The organism is Thermorhabdus hydrogeniformans (assembly GCF_049310025.1).
Taxonomy (GTDB): Bacteria; Bacillota; Thermosediminibacteria; order Thermosediminibacterales; family Tepidanaerobacteraceae; genus JBJYKD01.
Map to the genome: position 1 here is coordinate 14,377 of NZ_JBJYKD010000008.1, position 26,843 is coordinate 41,219.

Here is a 26,843-nt window from a genome sequence, read left to right on the forward strand (position 1 = left end):
AGGAAAGGAAAGTGCCCATGCTATATATAAGAAACGACTCTAATGATCCCTATTTCAATATGGCACTGGAAGAATATGTTATAAAATCCATGGACCCCTCAAAGGAGTACTTCATTTTATGGCAGAACCGCCCGGTGGTGGTCATAGGCAAGAATCAGAACGCCATCGAGGAGGTCAACCTGGAATATGTCCGGAAAAACGACATTGCCGTGGTGAGGAGGCTGTCCGGCGGCGGGGCCGTTTACCACGACCTGGGCAATGTTAACTTCACCTATGTGGTGGACTACCGGCCGGAGGACTTCAACAGCATCGAGAGATTCGCCCGGGCGGTGGTCAAAGCCCTGGAAAAACTCGGCGTAAATTCCGAATTTACCGGCAGGAACGACATTACCATTGACGGCAGGAAGATATCCGGCAACGCCCAGTACCTGTACAAAAAGCGGCTGCTCCATCACGGCACGCTGCTTTTTGACTCCGACGTGACAAGGCTTTCTCAGGCGCTGAATGTAAAACCCCAGAAGATTTCATCAAAAGGTGTAAAATCCGTCAAAAGCCGGGTGGCCAACATCAGGGAGTACCTGAAAGAGGATATCAGCATCGAGGATTTTAAAGAACTGGTTGTAAAGTATATATTCGAAGTGGAGGGCCAGCCCGTAACCGAATACCGCCTGACCCCTGAAGATTTGAACCAGATCACCCGCCTGAGGAATGAAAAATACGCCACATGGGAATGGAACTTCGGCACATCTCCCGAATTCGACCTGACAAAATCCCGGCGCTTTGACGGCGGTGAAGTGGAAGTAAGGATCAATGTGAGGGACGGGCGCGTCACCGCCATCAAGTTTTACGGGGACTTCCTGAGCATGAGGGATGTATCCGAAGTGGAAGAAAAGCTGAAGGGCCTCCGCTACAGGGAAGAGGACATGCGGGAGGCCCTCGGCGCGATGAATTTAAAAGAATATTTCGGCGCTATAAGCCTGGAAGAGCTGATGAGCGTTATATTGTGAGGACGGGGGTGAGGCGTCCGTTAAAAAAGGCGGCGAACACCCCTTAAAAATGGCGGCGGGAGACGCCCTATACAAAAAATACGACCGGCGAAAAATACGACCGGCGGGCAATTTTGCCCGCCGGTTTTTGCGTGCGCCCGGCATGGGCGAGCTTTTGCAGTTAAAGTCTGTTACGTGGCCCCAGAAGCGGCCGTTAGCTTAACAGTAAGGGTATCTACCATGAAGTCGGGTGCCCACCGAAGACGGCCGGTGGTAAGTTTGTAAAACTATCAACGACAGCAGAAAAACCCCCAAGTGGGCCTACCTTGGAAAATTAGCGGTAAAACCGCAAGGGGCAGAGAAAAGCGAGTTTATTTTTCTTTTTGCTAAAAACAAGCGTTTTTGAAGGGAAAAATGCGGAACCATAGAATTATATTAAATTAAAATACTTTATTGAGTGACATTGAGGGGGAAATAAAAATGGGGGGGCCTGTAAGAAATAAAGAAAGGGTATTGAATTACATAACTCGGCGCCAGGAGAAAATTTACCTGGAGAACGAGAAGATCCTCGAAGATTTCGGTGTAACCGCTGAGGAGATAGCCGAGACCTTTCAAATTGCAAGGCCCAACGTAAGTTCACTTTTAAATGATCTGGTGAGAGAAGGAATCCTTATAAAAGTTTCAACCAGGCCTGTGTATTATTTTTTGAGAAGCATGATTGAACAGGGGCTCGGCATAGATATGCCGCATAAATTGCGCTCTTTGAATCGTGACGCTTTTTTGGATGCCATAAGTAAAAGGAAACCTGCAAATAAAAATGATGAGGATTCGATATTTAAAAACCTGATAGGGTATGATGGTAGCCTTAAGACTCAGGTAGAGCAATTAAAAGCTGCAGTTCTTTATCCTCCTTATGGGCTTCATTCCCTCATAATAGGGCCGTCGGGTTCAGGTAAATCATTTATGGTTGAACTTATGTACAACTTTTCACGTAAAATCGGACGCCATGAAAAAATGAATGTATTCAACTGCGCCGACTATTACAATAACCCACAGCTTTTAATGTCGTATTTGTTCGGACATGCTAAGGGGGCTTATACTGGAGCCGAAAGCGACCGCCCGGGCCTTGTAGAGCTTTCCGATCGTGGAATACTATTTCTCGACGAGGTGCACAGGTTGCCGCCTGAAGGCCAGGAAATGCTATTTTTGCTGATAGACAAAGGTGAATATTATCGTCTGGGGGACCCGATCGTAAGAAAGGCGAACCTGATGATAGTTGCTGCTACTACGGAAGATCCAAATTCTGTACTCTTAAAAACCTTTATTAGACGCATTCCAATGATTGTAAGAATCCCGCCTTTAGAGGAAAGGCCTTTAAAGGAAAAACTGGATATAATTAAAGAACTGGTTTTTGAAGAAGCACGGCGAGTGAAGTCAGAAATCGTAATATTTCCCGAGACACTTAAAGGCCTTTTATGTCATAGATATGATGGGAATGTTGGTGAACTGAAATCAACATTACAGATGATGTGTGCTAAAGCTTTTGCAAGAAATTTTTACTCTGGAAGAAAGGAGATCCTAATAGACGTAGGTGTGTTACCTGATTACATCAGAAGTGAGATAGTAAAACTCAGAGCAAATCACGGTATCGAATTAACTGAGAGAATCGAAGAGCCTCTAATAATTTCATCGGAAGGTGACGACACGCAACAGGCTGCAAGATACGACCTTTACGATTTGGTTCTGGAAAAAATAAAAGCTCTGGAAAAACAGGGACTCAGCAGAGATGATATTGAGGTCAATATTGCGCAGTTCATCGACGAGTACTTCAGAACAGTGACCGGTAGGTTTAAAAAGCTTAGTCTTCAGGAATTTGAGAAGATAGTTAGCAGAGATATTATAAAATTTACCATGGAAATGATTAAAATAGCTGAATCTGAACTCGGAATGACATATTCGGAAAATTTTGTATATACTGTAGCACTACACTTTCAGTCATTGCTGGAAAGGATGAAGCGGGGAAATACCGTTGTAAATCTCAGACTGAACGAGATAAAAGAAAAGTATAAAAAGGAGTACAATGTGGCAAAAAAAATTCTGAGTCATTTTAAGGTGCAGTTTGGAATGGATGTTCCGGAGGATGAAGCGGGGTTTATTACCGTATTCCTGACTTCAGACCTGCAGAAAAAAGCCAATCCATGTGTAGGAATAATTGTAATAGCCCATGGAGACAGCGCCGCTTCCAGCATGGCTCGAGTCGCAAACAAGCTTCTTGGAATAGATAGGATAAAGGCTTTTGATATGCCGTTAAATATGACTATTGATGAAGCCCTTGGCGGAGTAACGGAAATAGTTAGAGAGACAGATGAAGGAAAAGGGGTACTGCTTTTGATAGACATGGGATCTCTTCGGAATTTTGGTGAAATCATTACCCGGCTCACGGGTATAAAAACGGCAACAGTAGATAGAGTCAATACACCTTTAATCCTCGAATGTGCGAGGAAATCGTACTTCCTTCACTACGACCTCGACTCAATAGTTGAAGCAGTGACGGACGTAGAAACAAAAAAGACGGTAAGGGCCGAAAAGCCGATAATCATAACCGTGTGCAGTACCGGTGAAGGCACTGCAGAAAAGTTAAAAAAATTTCTAGAGAACAAATTTCAACAATTAAAAAATTACGAGATTCTACCCTTTAATCTGTTCGATTTGAAAGAAGAAAATAAAAACTTTAAAGATATTTTATCAACAAAAAGAGTTGTTTGTATAATAGGCGCTATAGATCCTGGAGTTAAATCAATTCCATTTATACCTCTTGAAGTGATCTTAAAAAATCCAGATACAATTATAAACATCATAGAGAATAATGAAATTTCAATTAAAGCTCGGCGCAGCACATCTGTTGCGGAAAAAAACGGAGCGAACGCGTTAAATGAAGAGATAATAAAAATCCTTGAAGAGTTTTTAACTTACATTAACCCGATTAAAATGGCCAGAGCATACTCATTTTTTGTGAGAGAACTAGAGGATGAAATGAAAAGTCAATTAAAAGAAGATGTTTCTGTAAAACTGGGTGTACATCTGGGTTGCGCCGTTGAAAGAATTATAACGAATAATTACATTATATTCCCGGAAAAAGAGACATTTATAAAGCAAAATGCACGGAAGTATCAGGTCTTCCGTCACTGTCTTCAGGTGATAGAGAAAAGCTTCAACGTGAGCTTCAACGATGACGAAATTTGTTACTGTATAGAGGTACTCAACAAATTAGGCCCTGCTAGTTAGCAGGGCTTTTATAATGTGTATGGGATAGTGTATGAAACATGCATACACTTTTTTAAACAACTGCCGCGATCGATATACACAGTGCTGGCATAGCAATTGCTATGTTTTTCAATAAAGAATATACATGCTCATGGAGGCGCAGAAAATGGGGTCATACAAAGAAATTATTCAATCTTGGTTTGAAGAAGAACTCATAATACCGGACATAGAAGCAACTAGCTTTGAGGAAGTGTTAAAGATCTTAAGTGAAAGCTTGCATAGAAAAGGCTACGTTAAAGATGGTTTTTATGAAAAATTGATAGAGAGGGAAAGGAATTTCCCTACAGGCTTGCCAGTGGAAGGAGACGTCAAAGCAGCAATTCCTCATGCCAGTCCGGAGTATGTTAATAAGTCGGCGATAGCGGTTGGTATTTTGAAAAAACCTGTGACTTTTGTAGAGATGGGTACCAGGGATCGTTTTGTAGAATGCAGGATCGTTTTTCTTCTCGCCATCAAGGATTCGAAGAGACATCTTGAAGTTTTAAAACGGCTTATGGATTTCTTTGTCAACAGTGGCAACCTTGAAAGAATTGTCAAAGCCCGGGATCGAAAAGTGATACTGCACTTTATACTAGACAACTTAAATGGTGATGGGAGGTGATATGAAGGGTCCTAAATAAAAAAATAAAAAATAAATCACATATTTTCTGAGGAGGAGAGTAGGCTTATGAAAAAAAGAATAGTAGTGGCATGCGGATCAGGGGTGGCTACTTCCAATACGGTAGCTGAAAAGGTGAAGGATCTGTGCAAACAGCGGAAGATTGATGTGGAGGTAATGGCTGTAGATTTTAAATCTCTTAAAGATTACTTAAAGGGAGCCAATGTCTTTATCTCCATAGCGCCGTATGATAGGACGGATTATGGAGTGCCTACTATTAGCGGCATACCGTTTCTTACCGGGGTTGGCATGGATAAAGCTATGGATGAACTGGAGAGGATTTTAAGAAACGGGAGGTAGAAGTATGAATTCTTTTAAAGACGTTATTCAGTATATCCTTAACCTAGGACCGGCTGTTTTTTTACCTTTTGTGATGCTGATCCTGGGTCTGATTATAAGGATGAAGTTTACAAAAGCGCTTTCTGCAGCTCTCACCCTCGGTGTTGCATTTTTGGGGATGTCGGTAATACTTGACTTTATGTTCGGGGCCATATCACCCGCTGCCAATGCATTCGTCAAGAACACGGGAATTCAGTTAAATGCCCTGGACCTGGGATGGACTCCCAACGCCGCCATTGCATGGGCGTGGCCCTACGCATTTTTAATATTCCCGATCCAGATCGCGATTAACCTCATAATGCTGGCTTTGGGATGGACCAACTGTCTTAACGTTGATATGTGGAATGTTTGGAACAAAGTTTTTACAGGAGTTCTGGTGGCAGGAATTACCGGAAGTCTTCCTATAGCATTTATTGTTTGTGCGATCCAGGTGGTCTTCGAATTGAAAAATGCAGATCTGACTCAGAAGCAGGTCTACGAAATAACGAACATTCCCGGTATAGCTCTTCCTCATAGCATGGCTCTCACTGGTGTTATAATCGCGCCGCTGAACAGACTATTGGATTTTATACCCGGGATAAACAAAATCAAGCTGGATGCCGATGGGCTTAAGGAGAAATTGGGTATATTTGCCGAAAACCACATTCTGGGATTCATAGTCGGTTTGATAATAGCTCTATTTGCCAGGTATAACTTCAAAGGCACCCTTACCTTAGGTATGCAGGCAGCGACTGCGCTTGTACTGTTCCCAATGGTGGCTGCCCTTTTCATGAAAGCTCTTGCCCCCATCTCGGAAGCCGCAGCGGAGTTCATGAAGTCCAGATTTCCCGGCAGGGAGTTCTATATCGGGCTGGATTGGCCCTTCCTGGCCGGTCAGCCGGCATTGTGGGTTACTACCATTGTATTAGTTCCTATTATACTGCTAATGGCTGTGTTGCTGCCTGGAAATACTACCCTTCCTTTTGGCGGCATACTTAACCTCTGCTTTGCGGTGCCTGCTTTAATAATAACACGGGGCGATCTGTTCAGGATGATTGTACTGGGTATTGTTACAACGCCTCTTTACCTGTGGGTGGCCAGTTACTTTGCACCTGTAATAACATCGCTGGCCAGACATGTAGGTACGATCAACATACCGTCCAACCAGCTGATTACTTGGAACGGCATGGAAACTCCCGAGTTCAGATACTTTATGAGTCAGATAGGTCTGATTTTTAAGGGCCAGCTTTTCCCGGGTATTATAATTCTGCCGCTTTATGCCCTCCTCATATGGTATTATTGGAACCACATGACCAGAAGGGAGAGAGAGGTTAAGGAAAGACTCGGCCTGTGATTTTCAAGGCCGATGGCCCTTGGCGGTCGGGGAGGCGAATTCTCCCAGGCCGCCGAAGAAAAAAGTTGGAGGCACACCTTAATATTCATTATTGCCGGCGAAGAAGTTTCAAAGAAGAAAATACTGAATTTCTAGAATAGGGGGTGACTTTTTTGATATGTACTGTGACTCTCAATCCTGCACTAGACAGGATTATGATACTTGATGAGATCAATTATGGGGAAAATACCAGGATAAAACAACAGGAAATTGATGTCGGTGGCAAGGGAACTCATGTTGCGGCCGTTTTGTCGGACCTCGGTATAGAAACTGTGGCAACCGGTATTATGGGAAGTATAGGTGGGGAGAAACTGTGCGAACTTCTGGAAAAAAGGAGAGTAAAGTGTGATTTTATATGGGTTGAAAGTCTGGAGGTGAGAACCAGTTATATTATTGTTTTGCTAAAAGATAAAAAGCATTTTATGATTACCGAAAGAGGAAGTGAAGTTAATAGAAAAGATATTGCCCTACTTTACGAGAAAATAGATAAGCTCTCAAAGTCAACTGATTACATGGTTTTTTCCGGGGGGGTCGGCCCCGGGTTTGACAAAAATGTTTACAGAGAACTGATAGCCATATCTAAAAGTAATGGTGCAAAGACTGTGCTGGACGCCAGCGGTGAATACTTAAGAGAAGGTGCCAAATCAACACCAAATTTTCTAAAAATCAACTGCAAGGAATTCTCGGAATTAGTAGGCCATGAGATGACTGATGAAACAGATATAGTAAAAAATGCAAAAAATCTAATCGAGGGTGGAGTAGAGGTTGTAGCCATTACCCTGGGAAAAGACGGTTCTATCGTCCTCACAGAAAATGAAGTTATAAAGATTTTTTTACCCCATATAGAAGTAGTAAATACTGTCGGATGCGGCGATATATACCTTGCGGGGGCCTTATATAAAATGAAAATGGGGAAAAGCACGGAGGAATGTTTTACTTTTGCTGCGGCCTTGAGCGCTTCAAAGGCTCTTTTGTACAGAACTTCGGAATTTGATCCGGCTACGGTGAAACGCCTGGAAAAAAGTGTGAATATCAGTTACTATCATTAGACTGGGGGTATCAAAGTGAAGTATTTAAAAGAAAGAAAGGAAATATGCGAACTCGTAAATGACATGTTCGACAGGTTTATGACCAATGCTGTGGGTGGAAACGTTTCTCTGAGAGTAGGAGAAAACGAAGTACTTATAACGCCATCTTTAATGGCTGAAGAGAAAAGGTGCAAACTAAATCCTGATGATCTCATACTGGTTGATCTGGACATGAATGTTATTGACGGAATAGGCAGGGTAAGCAGGGAGATAAACATGCACTGTGGCATATTAAAAAGAATACCCCGGGTAAATGCATGTGTCCACGCCCATCCGAAAAATCTTTTGGTCTTTGCTTGCCTAGAAGTTCCTCTACCTTCGGTTACTGAGGCCACCCGCAAATACGGTATAGTGGAAGTGCTGCCCTATAAAAAAGCCTGTTCTACAGAATTAGCTGATGCTGTTGTGGATTATTTCGCAGGGAAGAAGGAAGCTCTGGATCGCTCGGGCATGGCGGTTATGCTGGCACGACACGGAGTAATGTCCGTTGGCAGAACTCTTTCAGAGGCCTATAATGTAATCGAGAGACTTGAGGCAAACGCGTATATTGTCCTTTGCAGCAGTTTAGTGGAAAATAATCCGATTCTAAAGGTGGCTAATGTGCAGCAGTATTTTAGCCCACGCCTTTTTATCACGAGTAGCACTGAAGCGGATAGCGGAGAGTAAAAAATAATTAATTTAATTGGCAGACAATAATGTTCTGCCTTTTGTTTTCTACTTTGTTGTAAAGTTAACACGAAACTCGTCCGGCTTGGTAAACCGGCGGATACGGAGCCGAATGTCCTGCAGTATGATAGGAGGGGGCTAGCCGCCTCCTCCTATTCGATCTGATTCATGGCTTATTTTACTTTGTAAAAACGTGCTCTCCCACTCTGTAGAGCACCGGTTTTGCAAGAAGCCATTTATTTCTGGTCTTGGATGGATTGAAGAAGTAGAGCGCCCCACCGGTGGGGTCTTTTCCCGCCAGCGCCTCATCGGCGGCTTTCAGGGAGTCCTGGCCCGGGATTATGGAGGCTATCCTGCCCTCTTCCACCGGTGAGAACTGGTACAATCCCAGTTCATCGATCTGATAAATGACTTCCTTGATGGTATTCGGGAAATCCGGGCTTTTCACTCTGTTGATAACCACCGCCCCCACCGCAAGTTTCCCGAGGTACGGCTCTCCTTCGGCTTCGGCGTGAATCAGTTTGGCCAGCAGCAGCCTTTCTTCGGCGGTATAGTATATACCCGCTCCCGCCTTCATCAACCTGTCCCTGTCAAAACCGCCTCTCGAGCTCAAATCCCGAGGGCGTTCAGGCGTCTGGGGTTTTGGTGGAATCAAAAGTTTCATCCCCGGGTAAATTTCATCCTTCACCAGCCCGTTGATATCTTTTAAGTCCTGGACAGTCACGCCGTAGGCTCTCGCTATAAGAAAGAGTGTGTCACCTTTTTTAACCGCAATTCTCTGGTAAGGGCTCTTTTGCGGTATGAACAGGGCCTGTCCCACCAGAATTTCATCGGAAGCAAGGCCGTTTAAATCTTTCAGCTCCTGCAGGTTTACACCGAACCGGCGGCTTATGAGATACAGGGTATCACCGGGTTTTACTATGTACCTTTCCGGCAGAAGCAGAACCTGCCCTGCGGTAATCCTGTCGGAAACGAGGGTATTGGCCAGCTTAATTTTGTCCATCGGGATTCCGGTTCTCCTGCTCAGTAGAAAAAGCGTGTCACCGGGCTTTACGGTGTAAACCTGTGCGTAAGCCCCGCCGCCCAGAAAAAGAAAAATGACGAGCAAAAAAGCTGCCGCAATTGATTTTTTGATGTTTTGCACCATCCATCATCTCCTTTCTCTGGGACAATTATACTATACACCTCCAGCCCATTTCATCAAGTAAATTTAACCAGTAATACTTTTTTCAGTTGAACCCGTAGCACAATCAAGCCTGCGGCCGAAAATTTTAAAGTTGAACAATGATACAGTTGAAAAAAATGTTTAGTTTAAATAAAATATAATTAGCCGAAGGAGGTGTTATTTATGATAGTCACTGCCACTCAATTTAAAAATAATATGGGCAAATATCTAAAATTAGCCAAAAAACAAGAAATTATTATAACCAGAAGCGGAAAATCAATTGCAAAGATTGTCCCTTTGAACGGAGATGAGACCCCCATAACAGACAGTCTTATCGGAATACTGGAAGGTGACAAAAACGTAGACTTGAAGAGAGAGAGAGAGGAAAGATTAAAAAAATATGAAGATCCTGCTTGATACAAATATCATTCTCGATGTTCTTTTAAAAAGAGATCCTTTTTACAAAGACGGTGCGGAAATATTCAGGATGGCTGAAAGGGGAGAGATTTCCGCTTTCGTAACGGCTTCCAGTATTACAGATATTTTTTATATTGCACGGAAGCGAATAGGCGGCGAATCCGGTAAAGATGCCATTAAAAAGTTGCTCGAAATTGTCGATGTGGTCAGTGTGAGAAAGTACGACATAAAAAAAGCTTTAGATCTGGCATTTTCCGATTACGAAGATGCCCTTCAGGCGCAGTGTGCTAAAAAAATAAGGGCAAATTATATTGTTACAAGAAACGAAAAAGACTTTAAAATTTCCCCTGTTAAAACCATTTCACCTGAAAAGTTTCTGAAATTATACCGGTAAAAATTCATAAAAAAACTTTCCAGTCATTATTACACCGGAAAGCCAAAAAACCGCTCATTTTTTCAACAGCATTATCAGCTTCCCTTCCTCGATTTCTATGGAAGTTATTTTCAGATCATATGGAATGGGAGGAGGGGTGAAGACCATATCGTAATCGGCCATCAATTCCTGGATGACCCTGGGAGGCAGTGTAACCCCTGAAAATTCAAGACTTGTAGGGGTGAATTTTATTTTCTGGTCTTCGGTAAGTTCCATCGTGCAGGTTATGGAATAGGTCGGAACACTGCTTTCCGGCTTTTTTTCCGCCACCGTGACACCGCCGGGGTGGAATTTAAAATACACATTCTTCAATTTTTCATCTCCGGATAAAAGTTTGCGGGTAAGGCTGGCATCGGTGAATTCGGCCCGGGCGGTGAGGGTAAAATAGTTTACTTTTAAATTATCCGGAGAAATGCTGTTCCAGGGAAGTTTCGAAAGATTTTTCAGCAGGTAATCCAGGGACGGCAGAGCCTCCTGCCAGTTGCGGCTTATCTCCTCAAGGAAAGCCGTATCCTTCAGCACCATCCTGGCATGCTGCAGTTCTCTCTGCTTTTGCGCGAGGGTTTCCTGGATGTCTTTCAATGCTCTCCTCGCCTGTTCCTCCAGCGCTTCCACTTGCTTTTGGTTTTCCATGATATTTAATTCCTCCTGTTTTCTGAGCGAAATGAGGGATCTGGTCTCCGTTATCACATTATTATAGTATTCCATGAAGAAAAGGATGTTGTCGAGCCGGCGAAAAAAATCCCCCATATCTTCCGCTCCCACCAGCACGGCGAGGAAATTGCCCATACCGCCCTTGTAGCTGAAGACAATCCAGCGGGCCAGGCGATTCTGGCGATCTTTAAATTCGGCGTTGAGCCTTGAAAGCTCGGAGCGCATTCGTGCAAGGTTTTTCTTGAGTTCCCGGTTACGGTCGGAAAGCTCTTTAACCTGTTTTTTCAGGGCCAGGACCCTGGAGTCCAGTGCCAGTATATCCTCAATGAGCTTTTGTTCCGCGGTTTCGAGAGGCTGACGCTGTGCGCCTTTTGACGAAAGTCCCCCGGGCGCCCCCGCAACCCCTGACAAAAGGTTGTAATTTGAAAACAGAAAGATTACAATGATTAATGGTAGGAAAATCTTTCTAAAAAGATTTCGAAACATCTTGCCAACGTTTCGGGTATCCGGGCGGTTTGTCCCGCATTTTAAATTGCCTTCGAGGCCTGAGATGCCGAAACGCTTTCCTCCCTTTTTTTTTAATATAAGATATTCTGCAAAAACCCGAAATATCCTTTATAATAAAACCCACCGGGTGTATAATGGAAGGGTGGAGGTGTTGGCTTGGATTCAACGGTAAAGACCTACCTGGGCCTCCTCGCCGTGGCCTTCTTCTGGGGCACCTCCTTTGCCGTGTCAAAGGAGGCCTTGAGGGAACTTTCCCCCATGGGTCTGGCGGTGCTCAGGTTTTCACTGGCGTCGATAATATTTTTCGCATTGCTGAAAACGCATTACAGGGGAAACGTCATAGAAAAAAGGGACCGCCCCATGCTCTGGTTTTTGGGCATACTGGGGGTTTCGTCGTATTTTTACGTCCAGTATACCGGCCTCAAGCTCACCACCACGGTAAACACCGCCATAATTATAGCCATAAGCCCCATCTTTACGGCATTGATTTCCTCCCTGGTGTTTCACCAGGAGCGCCTGACCCCGGATAAAATTCTGGGAGCTTTAATAGCTTTTGCCGGCATATTTACCATTTTTACCGGCAGGGGGGACATGTCGCTCGGAAGGGATACGCTGGCGGGAGACCTCCTGATTCTTTCAAACGCCGTTGCATGGGCGCTTTTTACGGTGCTGGGCAAAAGCCTGGTGGATAAATACGACCCCTTTGTGGTCACGGCGCACATAAACATCTACGGCACCCTGACCATGCTTCCGCTCGCCTTCGCACCGTCATTTATAAACTCTTTCAAATCCATGCACATCTCCACGTGGGCTTCGGCCCTTTACCTGGCCGTCACCTGCTCGGCTTTCGGGTATTTCATGTGGTACCGGGGGGTTAAAACCCTCGGGGCGTCCCGCACGGCCGTATTCAACTATATAAACCCCCTTTTTGCGGTGACCATAGGAATATTGTTTTTGAATGAACCCGCCAACCTGCGCACACTGCTCGGCGGGGCGGCGGTGCTGTTTGGAGTCTACGTCGCATCCGGCGGGCGGGCTTTGTTAAACTTTTCTTCAAAATACCGGGTCAGGGCGGGCAAAAATTAGCAAAAATTAAATTAAGGGAGATGATTGACTTGAATATGGAAGAAATCAGAAAAACGGCCAGAGAGAAGATGAAGGGCTTTTGCCGGGTGTGCCGGGTGTGCGACGGGGTCGCCTGTGCCGGTGAAGTGCCCGGCATGGGCGGGACGGGCACCGGTTCCGCCTTTCGGGCCAATGTGGACGCCCTGGCAAAGGTGAAGTTAAACCTCAGGACCATCCACGATGCCAAAGAGCCGGACATCACCTTCGAGGTGTTCGGCCAAAAGCTTTCAATGCCCATCCTGGCGGCGCCTATCACCGGCAGCAGCTACAATATGGGAGGGGCCTTGACTGAAGAAGAATTTATAAAAGCCGTCATTTCCGGCAGCAGGGCGGCCGGCACCATGGGCATGTGCGGTGACGGAGGAGACCCGCTTTTCTACGATTCCGGGCTTAAGGCCATAAAAGAGGAAGGAGGGCACGGTATCGCCATCATAAAGCCCCGCGAAAATCAAAAGGTCCTTGAAATGGCAAAAAATGCCCGCCAAGCAGGTGCCGCCGCATCGGGCATGGATGTGGACGGCGCCGGCCTTGTGACCATGGCTTTAATGGGACAGCCGGTGGGTCCCAAGAGCCGGAAGGAGCTGGAGGAAATCGTTTCAAAAGCAGGCCTGCCCTTTATCCTCAAAGGCATCATGACGGTGGATGAAGCGGAACTGGCCTGCGAGGTGGGCGCAGCCGCCATTGTGGTGTCAAACCACGGCGGACGCATTCTGGACCATACGCCGGGAGCGGCCGAAGTCCTGCCCGCCATAGCCGAAAGGGTAAAGGGCAGGATAACGATCTTTGCCGACGGCGGCGTCCGCTCGGGTGTGGATGTGCTGAAATATCTCGCTCTGGGGGCCGACGCGGTGCTGGTGGGAAGGCCCGTGGTTATAGGCGCTTACGGCGGCGGCGCCGAAGGGGTAAAACTGGTGCTGGAGACCATGGCGTCGGAACTGAAAAAGGCCATGATTCTGACCGGCTGCAAAAACCTTGCGGACATATCCGGGCGGGTGATATATAAATAAATAATTATACATTAAACCTGAATACCACCACATCCCCGTCCCGCATAATGTAGTCCTTTCCCTCGGACCGGAGCAGGCCCTTTTCCCGGGCGGCCTGCTGGCTGCCGCAGGCGATCAGGTCGTCGTAGGATACCACCTCGGCGCGAATAAACCCCCGCTCAAAATCGCTGTGGATTTTTCCGGCGGCCTGGGGCGCCCTGGTGCCTTCTTTAATGGTCCAGGCCCTGACTTCCTTGGGGCCGGCCGTGAGAAAGGTGATGAGGCCCAGAAGCCGGTAGCCCGCCTTGATGAGCCTGTTCAGACCGGGTTCGGACAGGCCGTATTCTTTCAAAAGCTCATTTTTCTCATCCTCGGCAAGCTCTGCCAGTTCAGCTTCGACTTTCGCGCATATGGGGATTACTTCGGACCCTTCCGATGCGGCATACTCCCTGACCTTTTTCACATATTGGTTTTCCCCGCCTGCTATCAGGTCGTCTTCGGATATGTTGGCGACGTAGATTACCGGCTTGGATGTAAGCAAAAATACCTGCTTTACCATCTCCTTTTCTTCTTCGGAAAATTCCAGGACTCTGGCGGGGCGGTTTTGCTCCAGGCCCTCTTTCAACCTCTCCAGCACCGAAAGCTCCTGAAGGTACCGCTTTTCGCCGGATTTGGCCTGTTTCTTCACACGGTCTATGCGCCTTTCCAGGACTTCCAGGTCCGCAAAAATTAGCTCCAGGTTTATTGTTTCAATATCCCTGATGGGGTCAACCCCGCCCTCCACATGAACCACGTTGGGGTCTTCGAAACATCTCACCACATGGGCTATGGCGTCCACTTCCCGGATGTGGGAGAGGAATTTATTGCCCAGACCCTCGCCGCGGCTGGCGCCTTTGACCAGCCCGGCGATGTCCACAAACTCAATGGTGGCCGGAGTCACCTTCTGGGGGTGCTCCATCTCCGCCAGCTTCTCGAGCCTTTCATCGGGGACCGCCACCACGCCCACATTGGGCTCAATGGTGCAGAAGGGATAATTGGCGCATTCGGCCCCCGCCTTTGTAATGGCATTAAAAAGGGTGCTTTTTCCCACATTGGGCAGCCCCACTATACCTATCTGCATATTGCTCTTCCCCTCAAACAAAAATTCTACCGGATTATCCTGTCCAATTAATTATACCAGCGCCGGGATTTAAAGTAAACAATAAGCTCCTTTCCGGCAAAAAGACATCCGCGAATGTGGGGAAAAACGGTTGGCCTTTATACATTGACACGGGATTATACAAGTATTAAGATTCTAGTAAGGCAGCTGTAAAAAAACATTAAAGGGCCGGGAGTTAGTTGCAATGAAAAATTCAAAATTGATCAGAATAATAAAAAATGTTGCAAGATTAAATTTAATCTATGCTGTCATTTTAATCTCCGCAATAATTCCGGCGGTTGCCGGCTGCGGGAAAAATCCGGGGGTCTCAGGGCGAACCCCCCCTCTCCAAGAGCCGGTAATCCAGAATACCGGAAAAGTTTACAACAACGGCACCTTCATAGGCTACTCCGACGCTTCCGATCACGGCTACGGCATGGCCGTGGTAACCGTGGAAAACGACAGGATTACGGATGTGGTACTGAAGGAATTCACCGAGCTTTCCGTTGAAAAAGACTTTTCCGCCTATGAATACGAGCCGTCGGTGAGGGCCCATGTCGTCCTGCCGCAGAAGATTAAAGACGCCGGCAGCCCTTACGTGGAAGGCGTTGCCGGAGCCACCGCCAGTTCCGCCCGTTACAGGCAGGCTGTGGAAAGGGCCCTTGCCAGGGCGAGAAAAGAAAAGCCTTCCCGCATTTACTTTAACGGCACCTTTCAGGGCCGGTCCAGGGCCGACAACCACGGCTACGGCATAGCCCTGGTCAGGATTGAAAACGACAGGATTGTCGGTGTGGAAATAAAAGAAGTGGACGAAAAGGGAGAATTTAAAGATTTTACCACATATCCCTATGAACCCTCGAGAAAAGCCTATGTGGAATTGCCCGCCCGCTTTATCGAGAAAAATTCCCCCGACATCGACAACTTCACCGGCGCAACGCACAGCACCGAAAAATATAAAGAGGCGGTGAGAAACGCCCTGGCCAAAGCCGAAATACGAAGCTCTCTGCCGGATTTAATCGACGGGACCTACACCGCCGTATCCGACGCCGACCACCAGGGATATGCGGAAGCCAGGGTCACCGTGGAAAACGGTGTCATGGTCGACGTCAGACTCCGGGAGTTCAATGAACTCTCGGTGGAAAAGGATTTTTCCTCATACGAATACGAGCCCTCCGTCAATGCCAACAGAGAGCTTCCCTGGGCTTTCATTGCAGCCCAGTCCGCCGCGGTCGATGCAGTAACCGGCGCCACCCGCAGCAGCCGGCATTACAGCCAGGCGGTGGAAAGGGCCCTGATCAAGGCCTCGTGGGCACGGGAGGGCGAAGAATATTTCGACGGCGTATTCCAGGCCAGGTCCAGCGCCGATGAGCACGGCTACTGCGTGGCGGTGGTTACAATGGAAGACGGCGAAATTCGGGATGTGGTGCTGAAGGATATCGACGAGAAGGGCCGGCTCAAAGACTTTGAAAGTTACCCTTACGAGCCTTCCCGCAGGGCCCACGAAGAGCTCCCGGAAAAGTTTGTAAAGGCCAGCTCCTGGGAGGTGGATATCGTGGCCGGCGCCACCCGCAGCTCACTGAAATACCGGGAGGCGGTGAAAAGGGCCATGGAAAGCGCCAGACGGTGAGCCTGTTCTGTTTCGGGCCAAACGGCGCTTGAATATAGCGCCTTTTTTATGGTTAAAATATATGTCAAAAGGAATCCGCTGTATGGGATAAAACCGCATTTCTAAATTTTACTCTACACCGGAAGGGGATAAATATACCGCTGACCGATGTCCTGATTGCAACATGGGCTTTAATATACGACTGCATTTTAGTCCATCAGGATAAGCATTATGAAATGATAAAAGATGTCGAAAAGAGTTTAAAAACACTTTGCTTTGTATAAAGAACACTTTATACCCGCCGTCAACCTTTTCTATTACCGGGACGTGTTTTTCCCGGGTGGCATCCACGGTGTTCTCCGTAAGCCTTACCATGGGTTTGCCGCAGCAAAAAAGCTCTCCAGCTCCGGCGTGCAATACCTCTGCCTCAGCATCGCTCCAGCTTTTCGACTTCCTCCTCAGAAAGCTCCCGCCACTGGCCCGGCGCAAGGTTCTCATCCAGCTCCAGCGGCCCCATGGCGATGCGTTTCAGATAAATTACTTCTTTTCCCCGGGCCTGCATCATCCTTTTTACCTGGTGGAACTTGCCCTCATATATCTTCAGGACCGCTCTGGAGGTAGCGCCCGCCTCCAGTACGGTGAGTTCCGCCGGCAGAGCGGTGAAGTCCTCCAGCGCGATTCCCGACCTGAAAGCCTCCACATCGGATTCGTCCAGTTTCCCGCGGACCTCCACATAGTAGACCTTGCCGACCTTGTTTTTCGGAGAAAGCAGCCTGTGGGCCAGCTGCCCGTCGTCGGTGAGCAGAATCAGGCCTTCGGCGTCTTTGTCAAGCCGCCCCACGGGGAAGAGCTCCCTGTGAAAATACTCCCCCTCCAGCAAATCAAGGATTGTGGTTTGAGATTCGTCTCTGGTGGAAGAAATTACCCCCCGGGGTTTGTTCAGCATTATGTATATGTGCTTTTTGAAGAGAAGGGATTCTCCCGAAACCCGTATGTCATCTTGAAAAGGGTCTACCCGGGCACCCGCGTCCTTCGCCGTTTCACCGTTTACCGTTACGGCCCCCTGTTTTATGAGCTTTTTTACATCCTTTCGGCTGCCGAAGCCCGACATGCTCAATATCCTGTCCAGCCGCTCTTTTTTTCCCATTTCTTATGAACTCCTTTTAACTTTACCGCCTCATTGCAAAATAATATTTTGCACGGTTTTGAAGTAGAAAGCCGGTAAAATGACTTTCTACCCCAATTATACCGTTTCAAACACCGGCTTTCAAATTCACCGGCATCATTTTGCTTCCGGCACAGAGACATTATTTCGGCCAAATTTCGGCTGAATTGCCGCTCGTTTGGGCAAAGCCGGTGAAGGAACCGGCTGCAGAACGGCTTTGGATTCGGCTTTTACGGCATTTGCGGACAAAATAAGGAACCCCGCACGGGGGTTCCCTTCATTCTGTGTGTTCAACTGTATGCATTTTGTCCCGTATGGATTGTCCCTTATGGACCGTTCCAGGGCGGCTCCTTTTTTCCCGGTTTATTTGCCCCAGATGGGTACCAGGAAGAATATAAAGAATATCGGGATCACGATGATGATTATTATCGGAAATATCCACCAAAGAAGTTCTTGTGTCATTGATAATTCCTCCTTTCAAATTTTGGCCTTATTTCAGCCCTGATACATCATATGCACTTATATTGCATATTGACACTTATACTGCACTTACCCTTCTTTAATTATTTGCACCAGCATGTTCGCTATCAGGTGCTGGAATTCCTGGGTTTGCATGAGGCTCAGGAACATGGGGACCCACATGTCGCTTCTGAAGGTAATGCCTCCCGCACCCATGATTTCCTCGGTCTTTCCTTCCAGCTTTTCCTGGGCTTTTTCCACTATCTGAGAAAAGGTTGTGACCGTCGTCTTTGCGAAATCCAGAGATCCGGAAATCCTTTCCATGGTGTTTTTTAAATTTCCGGTGGCAATGGCCTGGCGCAGGATGTTTTTTGTCATGGCCGCCATGGTGGCGGGGCCTTCATTTTTTTCACCTTTTTTATCACCTTCTTTGTCATAGTCCAAAGTGCCGCCGGTCTCCTCAAACTTTTTTAATTCCTTTTTTATCAAATTTCTCTGGGCTTCGACTTCGCTTAGAGCCTTTTCCAGTTCTTCCTTTGTCATGGAAAACCTCCTTTCCTCCCCACTTTTAGCCTACTGTATAATATGCATAATCACCAAAAGTTGCCCCTGTGAATATTTTATTATCAAGAATACGAGGAAGGGGGTCTATCATTTGCTTCCCATTTTGATATATTACTACTTTTTGATGGGTTTGGCGGGAGCCCAGATTTTAAGTCAAAAAAGGGCAAGTGCCGCACGACGGAAAATAGTGGGCTTCAAACCCGGATTGACCACGGCGGAGGAAAACCAGCGGCTGCTGGAGGAATACGGCATAAAAATTAAAAAACACTTACCTCTGGCCAACGCCTGCCTGTGTGAAATTGACCCCTCCGTCACCGAAGCCGGCATCCTATTGTCCGATGATTCCATCATCGAATTTATAGAAGACGATTACGTGGCCAAAATCCAGGTCCTTCCATCCAGACCTGTTTTTATACGAAAAAAAGGTCAAACCCTGCCATGGGGCGTCGAAAAAATTGAGGCCCCGGATGCATGGAGCAGGACCGCGGGGGAGGGGGTCAGAGTGGGCATAATCGACACCGGCATCGACCTGTCTCATCCCGATTTAAAGGATAACATAAAAGAGACCTTTGGGGTGCTGGACTGCAAAAACATCGAAGACGACAACGGGCACGGCACCCATGTGGCGGGCATCATAGCGGCGGTAGACAACAACATAGGGGTGGTTGGCGTCGCTCCAAAGGCAGAAATCTATTCCGTAAAAGCATTTGATAAAAACGGCCGCGGACAGGTGTCCGACATCGTCGAAGCCCTCAACTGGTGCGTGGAAAAGAAAGTCCACGTGATAAACATGAGTTTTGGATTCAGTCTGCAAAGTAAAGCGCTGGAGAGGGCAATTCAGGAAGTCTACCGGCATAATATAGTAATGGTGGCGGCCGCAGGCAATACCGGCAAGGATAATTCCGTAATGTACCCGGCCAAATATCAGGAAGTCATCGCCGTGGCCGCGTCGGATATAAACGATAAAGCCGCGAGTTTTTCCAGCAGAGGACCGGAGATTGATGTCATCGCACCGGGGGTCGACATTCCATCCACCTACAAAGGCGGAAGCTACAAGGCCATGAGCGGGACTTCCATGGCCACTCCGCACGTAACGGGCACGGTGGCTCTCATGCTTTCCAGGTCCGGGATGAATGTAGACGGCGTAAAGGCCAGGATATCATCCACCGCCCGGGACATAGGCCTTCCCAGAGAAAAACAGGGGGCGGGCCTTTTAAACGCCTCAAGGGCGGTGGGTAGTATAAAAAAATATAAGGGAGGATTCCATCATGAGCAAGCTCGAGGAGCTGAAGAAGGAGATTAAGAACACACAGATGAAACCCGAAAGCGTGGGCGAGGTATTGAAAAAATTCGGGGTGACGCCGGACAATCCGGAAACTGTAAAGGAAATAATCAAGGAAGCGGGGATAAAAGAAGACCTGACCCCCGAAGCCGCCGCCCAGATGGTAAAAAGCATGACTGACAACTTCCCGCCGGAAATGAAAAAAATGCTGGCCGACTTCATCTTTCAAATTTCCGACACAGTCACCGCCACCCCCATGCCCCAGGACCTGAAGAACCTTCTCCAGAGCTGGAAGGAGAGAGGGGAGACCAGTGGAAAACCTTAAATTGGTTGACGTATCAAAAGACGGTCGCAGAAGAAAACCCGATGAAACGCCGCAGCAGCCGCCTCAGGCCAGGACGCTGATAATCATAGGTGACATAATCAGTATAATAGGGGTAACATTTCTGTTGATTACCGCTTTTTTAGATTTGGCCATAGATACTGCTTTCAGGCCCTAGTCAAATTAGAAAGCCCTGGATATCCAGGGCTTTCTAAAATTTTTTATTTTGCTGCAGACCAGATCGGGATTATTATGAAGAACAAGAGTGGGATTATGATTATGATGGGGATCAATATGAAAATCCACCAGAAGAACCCGGGATCGGGCTTCATCACATCAGCCATTCAACTTCACCTCCCTTTTTAGATTGGTTGATTTGTAAGGCCCCTAAAAGATTAAGAATATCAGGAAAATCGGCAGGATTATTATTACAGCCAGTATAATAATCCACCAGAACGGAAAAACGACGTGCTTTGCAGTATCATCGTTTTTTACAACTTCGGCCATGTGACAACCCTCCTCATACCGCTTTCTACTCATATAATATGCATCTGATTTTTTTGTGTTCCTTTTTAGAGGCCATACCGCCCGCATACTTCTGTACGGCAAAAAAAATCCCGGGGCGTTTATGCTTGCGCCCCGGGGGTTATAAAGCGGTTCCGGTTTTTTGTGCCGCCGCAGGCATACAAACTTTTGACTTTTTCCGGCGATGTTGCCGCGATACTGTTTTCGGTCTACTGCAGGAGCTCCGCCGCCCTGTAAATGGTCTTTATCATGGAGCCGAAGGTCACTTTTTCTTTCGGCATGAATTTGTCCTGCAGCTTTTCCATGATCCCCAGGGCCAGGGAGGATGCCGCAAAGCCTTCATAGCCCTCTTCCACATCCGCGGCGTCGGCGGCGTCCAGTTTGAACACCCGGCCCTTTTCCGCAAGGGGCCCGTAACCGAGGAACCTCACCGCAAGTTTTGCAAGTTCCTCCCGCGTAAGGGGTCTGTCGAGGCTTTTTGCCTCATCGCCGGTGATGAGGCCGTGCCTTACCGCAGCATTTATATAACGCTTATCGGGTTCAGCGGGCTGAGAGCCCTTTCCGGCGCCTTCCGGCATATACGGCGGCTCTTCCGGCCCGATCCCCATGCACAGCGCAAAGAATTTAACCGCATCTTTCAGGGTCGCCTCTTTTTCCAGTTCAATCGTCTTAATGGCCGGGTCGAATATCCCCTGATCGAGCAGAAGTTTTGCTTCTCGACTTCCGGTCTCGCCCTTTATCCGCACCGACTCTGAAGGCGGCGTTGAGGGTGAGGGTTCTTTAAACACGTAATTCAACGGTTTTCCGGTATACGGATCTATGTAAGAAATGCCGGAGGTCTGCTTCAGTGCATATACGAGAATCTTTTCTGATGAATTTTGAGAGAGTTCGCGGCCGGCATATCCGTACATTTTCGGCATTATATACGACAGGGCAAGCCCCGCTTCTTTAAACAGCACATCGGCCGCCTTTTCCCGGGAAATGATGTTTTTTTCCGGAGCGGGGAACACGATTTCGTCCCAGCCGTAATTAAAGCCTGCAACCTCTCCTTTAAAGTCGATGCTTATACCTATTATGTTTGAAGTATAGGGTATGCCGTTGACAAGCCTGATAAAGTTAAAGGAATAAACGGTATCCGGCGCCCTGAAATTCATAGCATTTTCGCCCGGTTTATAGCTTATGAGTCTTACCTGCCCGGCTTTGTCGGGAAGGTATTTTTTCAAAAAGTCGACAGCCTTATTTTTTGCGTCTTCCCAGGTGATGGATTTTTCATTGTCAGCCGGAAGCCGTCCGGCGTTTTTCCAGTAGCCGAAACCCTGAATTTTGCCGGTGGCTGCGTTGACGGTGACATTGGCGTTTGTCGCGCCGCCTTCTTTTGAGTAAAAGTAAAAGACATATAAATTTTCGGGATTTGGAGCGCCGGCTTCGCTGAAAGGCTGAAGCGTGAGGTTTTCGAGACCGAATTTTTGGAGCTCTTTTTCGGCGATTTTTTGGGCTTCATTCATTGAAATGGGGGACTTCAAAAACTCCGGCGCCACCGTTTTTGCACCGGACGGGTCGGGCTCACTTATGGGTTCGATTTCTTTGACTTCCGTGCCGCCGTAGTCAATCAGCACACCGTCTTTTGCCCTTATGACGGCGGGTGGCCATGTAAAGAACTGCCTCCCGGGCACGTACACGAGGCGGGCCGTATCGCAAGGCCTGCCGCTTGTTTCATCAAAACCGCGGACGTATGCCAGCTCCGGCCCCAGGTATTTTTTATATATATCCTGAGCTTCTTTCAGGGTTATGATTTTTTCCTTTAAGGGTTCTTCATCCTGCCATATTAAGTTGTAACCGGTTATATCGCCGCTTACGGCGTCGACCGTGACATTTATCCCTTCCTCGCCGAAGTAATCGAGCATCTGAATGCCGCCCGCCTTCTTAAAACGGAAAAAATAAGAAGCGGGCTCGAAGATGCCGGCGTATTTTGGGCCGTAATAATACCCTTCGGTCGCCGGTTCCACCTTTGAGACTTTGTCCGGCGCGGCTTTGCGGATAAAGTTTTCGGCGAAAACCATGGCCTCCTCACGGGTGTATTTCGCCGGGAACGCCTTTCGCCTGCCGTAAGGCGTGGGCCATTCCGCATTTTTGCTGAACGATATGACTTCGCCGCTTGAGGCGTCCACGGCGGCGTAGATGGAAGAATAGGGCCTGTAGAAGTTGACGCTCCACACTTTTCTATTTCCCGGCTGCCAGTCGGTGTTTAAGTATACGTCGAAGCGAAGGTCTTCCGGCACTTTAAAAAGGCCTTTCACTATTTCGACGGCTTTTTCCCGGGAAACCCTGACGCCCTGCCCGGAGTCGCTGCCGGCGGGTGCGTCACCCGCCATAACCTTTACGGATTCGCCGGACGGCGCACCGGCAGCCCACGGGGGAAAGGCGAGACATACCGCCAGCACCAGTGCCACCAGAGACGCTAAACCTTTTTTCATCAAAAAAACCTCCTTATGGTTATTATTTTGATATTTTTGTTATTTTAATATTTCAATCACCTTTTGCCCGGCATACCACTTCACCTCAAAGCCCATGACCTCGGAAAGGAACCTTAACGGCACCATTTTATATAAAAACTCTTCCACCTCTTTAATGGAAGCCGTGTGGTAGCCGTTTTCATAGAGGTATTTCATCTGCGTTTCGAATCTCGAGGGTTAATCACCGAATTGTAGTGTCGGCCATCCGGATAAGGTTCCGGGATGATGTGGTGATAGTTTAAAACCACGATAAAAGGCTTTTGTGGGGTAGAAGCAGCGGCATCTGCATGTGAAAAAGGCAAAAGAATTTGGTAAAATAAGAAGCAAAATAAGTTTTGAAAGAAAGTTTTTGAAACAAGTATGAAAGAACGTATGAAAAAGCCTCCGTCCCAATCTGTCTAATATAATTTTATCACGGAGGCCGCAACATTGCCCGGTTCCAGTCCCATTACAATACACCTTCTGTAAAATATATCTTACCATCAAAGTAATGCCGAATCAATAATTATATAACTTTTCTGACAAGCCCTATTACCCGGCATGGGTTTGGCCTTAACTGAATAAAGTCATTTAAAATTGCACAAATGTGATATATAATTTAAAAAAAGGGGTGTTAAAAAATGGGCGAGGGTCAAAAGCTCAAGATCTCCCTCATTCAAATGGATGTGGCCTTCGGCGACCCGGAGGAAAACCGTAAGCGAGCCATGGGCCTCATTCAGGAGGCCTTAAAAGATAAAAAGAAACCCGATGTGCTGGTGCTGCCTGAGATGTGGAACACCGGCTACGACCTTTTAAACGCTGACAGGACCGCCGACAGGGACGGAAGCCCCACCATCGACCTGCTCCGGGAAGCGGCAAAAAGGGAGGGCGTAAACATCGTGGCCGGGTCCATCGCCGACAAAAGGCCTTTCGCTGCGGGAAAAGCGCCTTCGGAAGCCGGGAAAGATGAAGGTGTTTTCAACTCCTCATACATAATCGACAGGGAGGGCAGGGTTATAGCCCGCTATGACAAGGTCCACCGGTTCCGCCCGATGGATGAAGACAAATACCTCCAGCCCGGAAAAGAAACCGCAACCTTTGAACTGGACGGCGTTCCGTGCGGCGTCGTCATATGCTACGACATCAGGTTCCCGGAATATGTGCGCAAGCTGGCCCTGGACGGCGCCAGGGTCCTCTTCGTGCCGGCCCAGTGGCCCAAACCCCGCGAGATTCACTGGAAGCTTCTGAACATCGTGAGGGCCATAGAAAACCAGTTCTTTGTCGTGGCGGTAAACAGGGTGGGAAGGGATAAAAGCGGCGAATACCCCGGCATGTCGATGGTGGTAGACCCCTGGGGCGAAGTGCTGATAGAAGGTGACGACAGGGAGGACATTCTGACAACTACGATAGATCTGAGCCTTGTGGACCACGTAAGGGGGCAGATACCGGTCTTCGGCGACCGCCGGCCGGAGCTGTACTGAGGGATAAGGCCCACCCGAATTTATGCATTGGAGGGAGTTGAAGGTTTTGGACTGCGCGGAGCTTCTGCGGATTATAAAAAAAGGAGAAGATTCGAAAACCCAGTTTAAGGCCAGAATAGACAGCATCGATGCGCTGGCGGCTGAATTATGCGCTTTTGCCAACACCGAAGGCGGTTTCATACTGGTGGGTGTCTCTGATCGGGGAGAATTAATAGGAGTTGATGATGTAAATAAATTGAACCAGATGATATCGAATGCCGCATCCGCCAAACTGGAGCCCCCTCTCAGTGTATTTACCCAAAACCTTGTATGCGAAGGCAAAATTATTGTGGCGATAAATGTCCCTCGTGGTGAAAATAAGCCATATGCCGCCAACAAGACCGACTACTGGATAAAAGTAGGAGCGGATAAGCGAAGAGCCTCCAGAGAAGAATTAAGACGTCTTATGCAGGCGTCCGGCGGTATATATGCCGATGAATTGATTGTACCGGGCACCTCCATTGAAGATCTGGATATGTTTATATTTAGAGATTTTTATGAGCGTGAATATGGAGTTTCCGTTGAATCAAGCTATATTTCTATAGAAAAATTATTAAACAACCTTAAACTAATGAAAGACGGGATGTTAACTCTGGCTGGATTAATGCTCTTCGGCCGGAGGCCGGCGCTGATAAGGCCGCAGTTCATAATAAAAGCCGTCGCATTTCCCGGAAACGATGTAAGCTTAACGCGTTATCTCGACAGTGAGAATATCGAAGGAATACTGTTGAAACAATATGAGGACGCTATGGCCTTTTTAAAAAGAAACTTAAGGAAAGTGCAGCTGGGACAAAATGTAAATCTTCCCGGGATTTTGGAGATACCTGAAATAGCCCTGCAAGAAGCCGTGGTAAACGCCCTGGTCCATAGGGATTATTTTATAGACAGCAGCATAAGAATATTTGTTTTTGAGGACAGGGTGGAAATCATAAGTCCCGGTAAACTTCCGAATACGGCAACTGTAGACAGTATAAAGCAGGGCATCCAGATTGCAAGGAATCCCATTCTGTTATCGTTCATCCCTAAATTGAAAATTCCCTATCGAGGGATAGGATCGGGGATCAGGCGGATGATTGCCGAGTGCAAAGCTGCAGGCCTTCAGGAACCGGAATTAATCGAAGATGTCAACCTGAATCAGTTCAGGGTCGTCTTCCACAGGCGGTATATCCCGGAAAAATAAAAAACCGGGCCTAACTTTCGGCCCGGTTTTTTTGCATGAGCAGAATCTGAAAAAGCAGTTCCGCAAGATACGCCCTGAGCAAGGCCTCATCATCGGGGGCTGCGGATTCCCCGGCACACCCGCCGGTTTGCTGCGAGCCGTCAGGTGGCGGCAAAAACTCCGGCGACCTTGTGTAAACGGCGGATTTTCTTGGATACCTTCCTTCGGCCTGCTCACGGTGTACCGGTGAGAGCCGCCGGTTTTTCAGCCGGAGGATTCTGCCGCCGTATTTTGCCGTGCTGCCGCCTTCTTTTACCGTGTGGGCGTTTTCGACCGCCGGCGCGCACCCCTGAAAGTGCGTGGCAATATAGAGGCTTTCAACAAGCAGGGCGTTTTTCATATACTCCCGCACCGTCTGACAGCTCACCAGCGCGTGGACGTCGGTGCCGCCTTTTAATGTGATGTATGAAGCTCCGCCTCCAGCCTCTTCCACCCGGCTTATATCGCGAAAATTTATATACCCGAGAGTGCCGTCGTTTTCACCGAGGGGTCTTTCCCGGACCTTTATGGGGATAAGCACCAGGTTGGAACCAAAAGGGATGGGGACCACGTGCTTTTTATTTATTTGCCGTCCATAGCGCTTTCTTATAGCCGCAAGGTCCGCACCGTAAAGTCTGGCGATATTCTTAAGAACCGTCCTGCAGGTCCTTTTTTCTATAAATTCAGTGCCGTCGGAGGCTATGAGCTTTGTCACATTGCCGCCTTCGTATACAGGCAGTATAGCGGCAAGGCCGGTATCCAGGACATCCTCAAGCACAGACAACACCAACACGACACCTCCGTAGAAAAAATAATTTTCGGAAAAATAAAGGGGCGAAGGCGTTTGCAAAC

The 26,843-nt window shown here is 47.6% G+C and carries 26 protein-coding genes and 1 pseudogene; 17 read left to right on the forward strand and 10 right to left on the reverse strand.

The features are described from left to right. Positions 1 to 17 precede the first annotated feature (17 nt). The 7 genes from ACKX14_RS05520 (at position 18) to ACKX14_RS05550 (ending at position 8,433) form a co-directional block, all read left to right on the forward strand. Complete coding sequence (locus ACKX14_RS05520) at positions 18 to 1,007, forward strand: lipoate--protein ligase (protein WP_422445698.1); 990 nt, start codon at positions 18 to 20, stop codon at positions 1,005 to 1,007. Positions 1,008 to 1,466: 459 nt separating this feature from the next. Next, positions 1,467 to 4,271 carry a sigma-54-dependent transcriptional regulator gene (locus ACKX14_RS05525; RefSeq protein ID WP_422445472.1) on the forward strand — a complete coding sequence of 935 codons (2,805 nt, stop codon included), beginning with the start codon at positions 1,467 to 1,469 and terminating at the stop codon, positions 4,269 to 4,271. Positions 4,272 to 4,416: 145 nt separating this feature from the next. After that, positions 4,417 to 4,911 carry a PTS sugar transporter subunit IIA gene (locus ACKX14_RS05530; RefSeq protein ID WP_422445474.1) on the forward strand — a complete coding sequence of 165 codons (495 nt, stop codon included), beginning with the start codon at positions 4,417 to 4,419 and terminating at the stop codon, positions 4,909 to 4,911. 66 nt (positions 4,912 to 4,977) lie between these two features. Next, positions 4,978 to 5,268 (forward strand): PTS sugar transporter subunit IIB, encoded by a 291-nt coding sequence (locus ACKX14_RS05535; RefSeq protein ID WP_422445476.1) that lies wholly within the window; start codon positions 4,978 to 4,980, stop codon positions 5,266 to 5,268. Between the two features lie 4 nt (positions 5,269 to 5,272). Then, positions 5,273 to 6,640: a PTS galactitol transporter subunit IIC gene (locus tag ACKX14_RS05540; protein WP_422445478.1), complete on the forward strand. Its 1,368-nt coding sequence runs from the start codon at positions 5,273 to 5,275 to the stop codon at positions 6,638 to 6,640. Between the two features lie 152 nt (positions 6,641 to 6,792). After that, a complete protein-coding gene (locus tag ACKX14_RS05545) occupies positions 6,793 to 7,728 on the forward strand; it encodes a 1-phosphofructokinase family hexose kinase (protein ID WP_422445480.1) in 936 nt (311 codons plus the stop codon). Positions 7,729 to 7,743: 15 nt separating this feature from the next. Beyond that, positions 7,744 to 8,433, forward strand: a complete 690-nt coding sequence (locus tag ACKX14_RS05550; protein WP_422445482.1) for a class II aldolase/adducin family protein — start codon at positions 7,744 to 7,746, stop codon at positions 8,431 to 8,433. A gap of 178 nt (positions 8,434 to 8,611) precedes the next feature. On the opposite strand, the gene ACKX14_RS05555 is transcribed toward ACKX14_RS05550, so the two are convergent. After that, a complete protein-coding gene (locus ACKX14_RS05555) occupies positions 8,612 to 9,580 on the reverse strand; it encodes a LysM peptidoglycan-binding domain-containing protein (protein ID WP_422445484.1) in 969 nt (322 codons plus the stop codon). Positions 9,581 to 9,781: 201 nt separating this feature from the next. On the opposite strand from ACKX14_RS05555, the gene ACKX14_RS05560 reads away from it, so the two are divergent. Next, positions 9,782 to 10,015: a type II toxin-antitoxin system Phd/YefM family antitoxin gene (locus ACKX14_RS05560; protein ID WP_422445486.1), complete on the forward strand. Its 234-nt coding sequence runs from the start codon at positions 9,782 to 9,784 to the stop codon at positions 10,013 to 10,015. Further along, positions 9,999 to 10,409: a PIN domain-containing protein gene (locus tag ACKX14_RS05565; protein ID WP_422445488.1), complete on the forward strand. Its 411-nt coding sequence runs from the start codon at positions 9,999 to 10,001 to the stop codon at positions 10,407 to 10,409. Before ACKX14_RS05560 ends, ACKX14_RS05565 begins: the two co-directional genes overlap by 17 nt. Before the next feature lie 54 nt (positions 10,410 to 10,463). Here the strand turns inward: ACKX14_RS05565 and ACKX14_RS05570 are convergent, their stop codons facing one another. Continuing rightward, the gene (locus ACKX14_RS05570) at positions 10,464 to 11,588 is read right to left on the reverse strand and encodes a hypothetical protein (protein WP_422445490.1); all 1,125 of its coding nucleotides are present in this window, start codon (positions 11,586 to 11,588) and stop codon (positions 10,464 to 10,466) included. A gap of 177 nt (positions 11,589 to 11,765) precedes the next feature. Between ACKX14_RS05570 and ACKX14_RS05575 the strand changes: the two genes are divergently transcribed. Together ACKX14_RS05575 and ACKX14_RS05580 are read left to right on the forward strand one after the other, a co-directional pair. Continuing rightward, complete coding sequence (locus tag ACKX14_RS05575) at positions 11,766 to 12,695, forward strand: DMT family transporter (RefSeq protein ID WP_422445492.1); 930 nt, start codon at positions 11,766 to 11,768, stop codon at positions 12,693 to 12,695. Between the two features lie 29 nt (positions 12,696 to 12,724). After that, positions 12,725 to 13,741 carry an alpha-hydroxy-acid oxidizing protein gene (locus tag ACKX14_RS05580; RefSeq protein ID WP_422445494.1) on the forward strand — a complete coding sequence of 339 codons (1,017 nt, stop codon included), beginning with the start codon at positions 12,725 to 12,727 and terminating at the stop codon, positions 13,739 to 13,741. Positions 13,742 to 13,745: 4 nt separating this feature from the next. Here the strand turns inward: ACKX14_RS05580 and ychF are convergent, their stop codons facing one another. Next, positions 13,746 to 14,840 (reverse strand): redox-regulated ATPase YchF, encoded by a 1,095-nt coding sequence (gene ychF, locus ACKX14_RS05585; RefSeq protein WP_422445496.1) that lies wholly within the window; start codon positions 14,838 to 14,840, stop codon positions 13,746 to 13,748. Between the two features lie 223 nt (positions 14,841 to 15,063). On the opposite strand from ychF, the gene ACKX14_RS05590 reads away from it, so the two are divergent. Further along, positions 15,064 to 16,485: an FMN-binding protein gene (locus ACKX14_RS05590; RefSeq protein WP_422445498.1), complete on the forward strand. Its 1,422-nt coding sequence runs from the start codon at positions 15,064 to 15,066 to the stop codon at positions 16,483 to 16,485. Between the two features lie 267 nt (positions 16,486 to 16,752). Here ACKX14_RS05590 and ACKX14_RS05595 read toward each other — a convergent pair. From ACKX14_RS05595 to ACKX14_RS05605, 3 genes and pseudogenes are all read right to left on the reverse strand, one after another. Then, positions 16,753 to 16,926, reverse strand: a pseudogene (locus tag ACKX14_RS05595) (hypothetical protein); the annotation flags it as partial. Continuing rightward, positions 16,892 to 17,611, reverse strand: a complete 720-nt coding sequence (locus ACKX14_RS05600; RefSeq protein ID WP_422445500.1) for a pseudouridine synthase — start codon at positions 17,609 to 17,611, stop codon at positions 16,892 to 16,894. The pseudogene ACKX14_RS05595 and the gene ACKX14_RS05600, both read right to left, overlap by 35 nt. Before the next feature lie 567 nt (positions 17,612 to 18,178). Then, positions 18,179 to 18,631: a hypothetical protein gene (locus ACKX14_RS05605; protein WP_422445502.1), complete on the reverse strand. Its 453-nt coding sequence runs from the start codon at positions 18,629 to 18,631 to the stop codon at positions 18,179 to 18,181. A 112-nt stretch (positions 18,632 to 18,743) separates the two neighbouring features. On the opposite strand from ACKX14_RS05605, the gene ACKX14_RS05610 reads away from it, so the two are divergent. The 3 genes from ACKX14_RS05610 to ACKX14_RS05620 are packed head-to-tail and all read left to right on the forward strand — an operon-like array spanning position 18,744 to position 20,434. Then, the gene (locus ACKX14_RS05610; protein WP_422445504.1) at positions 18,744 to 19,955 is read left to right on the forward strand and encodes a S8 family peptidase; all 1,212 of its coding nucleotides are present in this window, start codon (positions 18,744 to 18,746) and stop codon (positions 19,953 to 19,955) included. Then, positions 19,921 to 20,259, forward strand: a complete 339-nt coding sequence (locus ACKX14_RS05615) for a hypothetical protein (RefSeq protein ID WP_422445506.1) — start codon at positions 19,921 to 19,923, stop codon at positions 20,257 to 20,259. Before ACKX14_RS05610 ends, ACKX14_RS05615 begins: the two co-directional genes overlap by 35 nt. Next, positions 20,246 to 20,434 (forward strand): hypothetical protein, encoded by a 189-nt coding sequence (locus tag ACKX14_RS05620; protein ID WP_422445508.1) that lies wholly within the window; start codon positions 20,246 to 20,248, stop codon positions 20,432 to 20,434. Before ACKX14_RS05615 ends, ACKX14_RS05620 begins: the two co-directional genes overlap by 14 nt. Positions 20,435 to 20,477: 43 nt before the next feature. Here the strand turns inward: ACKX14_RS05620 and ACKX14_RS05625 are convergent, their stop codons facing one another. The 3 genes from ACKX14_RS05625 to ACKX14_RS05635 all read right to left on the reverse strand — a co-directional run bounded on the left by ACKX14_RS05625 (position 20,478) and on the right by ACKX14_RS05635 (position 23,450). Beyond that, positions 20,478 to 20,600, reverse strand: coding sequence for a hypothetical protein (locus ACKX14_RS05625; protein ID WP_422445510.1), 123 nt, complete (start codon positions 20,598 to 20,600; stop codon positions 20,478 to 20,480). Between the two features lie 390 nt (positions 20,601 to 20,990). Next, positions 20,991 to 23,255: a YcdB/YcdC domain-containing protein gene (locus tag ACKX14_RS05630; RefSeq protein WP_422445512.1), complete on the reverse strand. Its 2,265-nt coding sequence runs from the start codon at positions 23,253 to 23,255 to the stop codon at positions 20,991 to 20,993. Between the two features lie 39 nt (positions 23,256 to 23,294). Continuing rightward, positions 23,295 to 23,450 carry a hypothetical protein gene (locus tag ACKX14_RS05635; RefSeq protein ID WP_422445514.1) on the reverse strand — a complete coding sequence of 52 codons (156 nt, stop codon included), beginning with the start codon at positions 23,448 to 23,450 and terminating at the stop codon, positions 23,295 to 23,297. A gap of 464 nt (positions 23,451 to 23,914) precedes the next feature. Here ACKX14_RS05635 and ACKX14_RS05640 point away from each other — a divergent pair, with 464 nt between their 5' ends. Together ACKX14_RS05640 and ACKX14_RS05645 are read left to right on the forward strand one after the other, a co-directional pair. After that, a complete protein-coding gene (locus ACKX14_RS05640) occupies positions 23,915 to 24,754 on the forward strand; it encodes a carbon-nitrogen family hydrolase (RefSeq protein ID WP_422445516.1) in 840 nt (279 codons plus the stop codon). Between the two features lie 46 nt (positions 24,755 to 24,800). Beyond that, positions 24,801 to 25,973 (forward strand): RNA-binding domain-containing protein, encoded by a 1,173-nt coding sequence (locus tag ACKX14_RS05645; protein WP_422445518.1) that lies wholly within the window; start codon positions 24,801 to 24,803, stop codon positions 25,971 to 25,973. A gap of 10 nt (positions 25,974 to 25,983) precedes the next feature. Here ACKX14_RS05645 and ACKX14_RS05650 read toward each other — a convergent pair whose 3' ends face one another. Next, entirely contained in the window at positions 25,984 to 26,781 is a 798-nt protein-coding gene (locus ACKX14_RS05650) for a hypothetical protein (RefSeq protein ID WP_422445520.1), read from the reverse strand. Positions 26,782 to 26,843 lie beyond the last annotated feature (62 nt).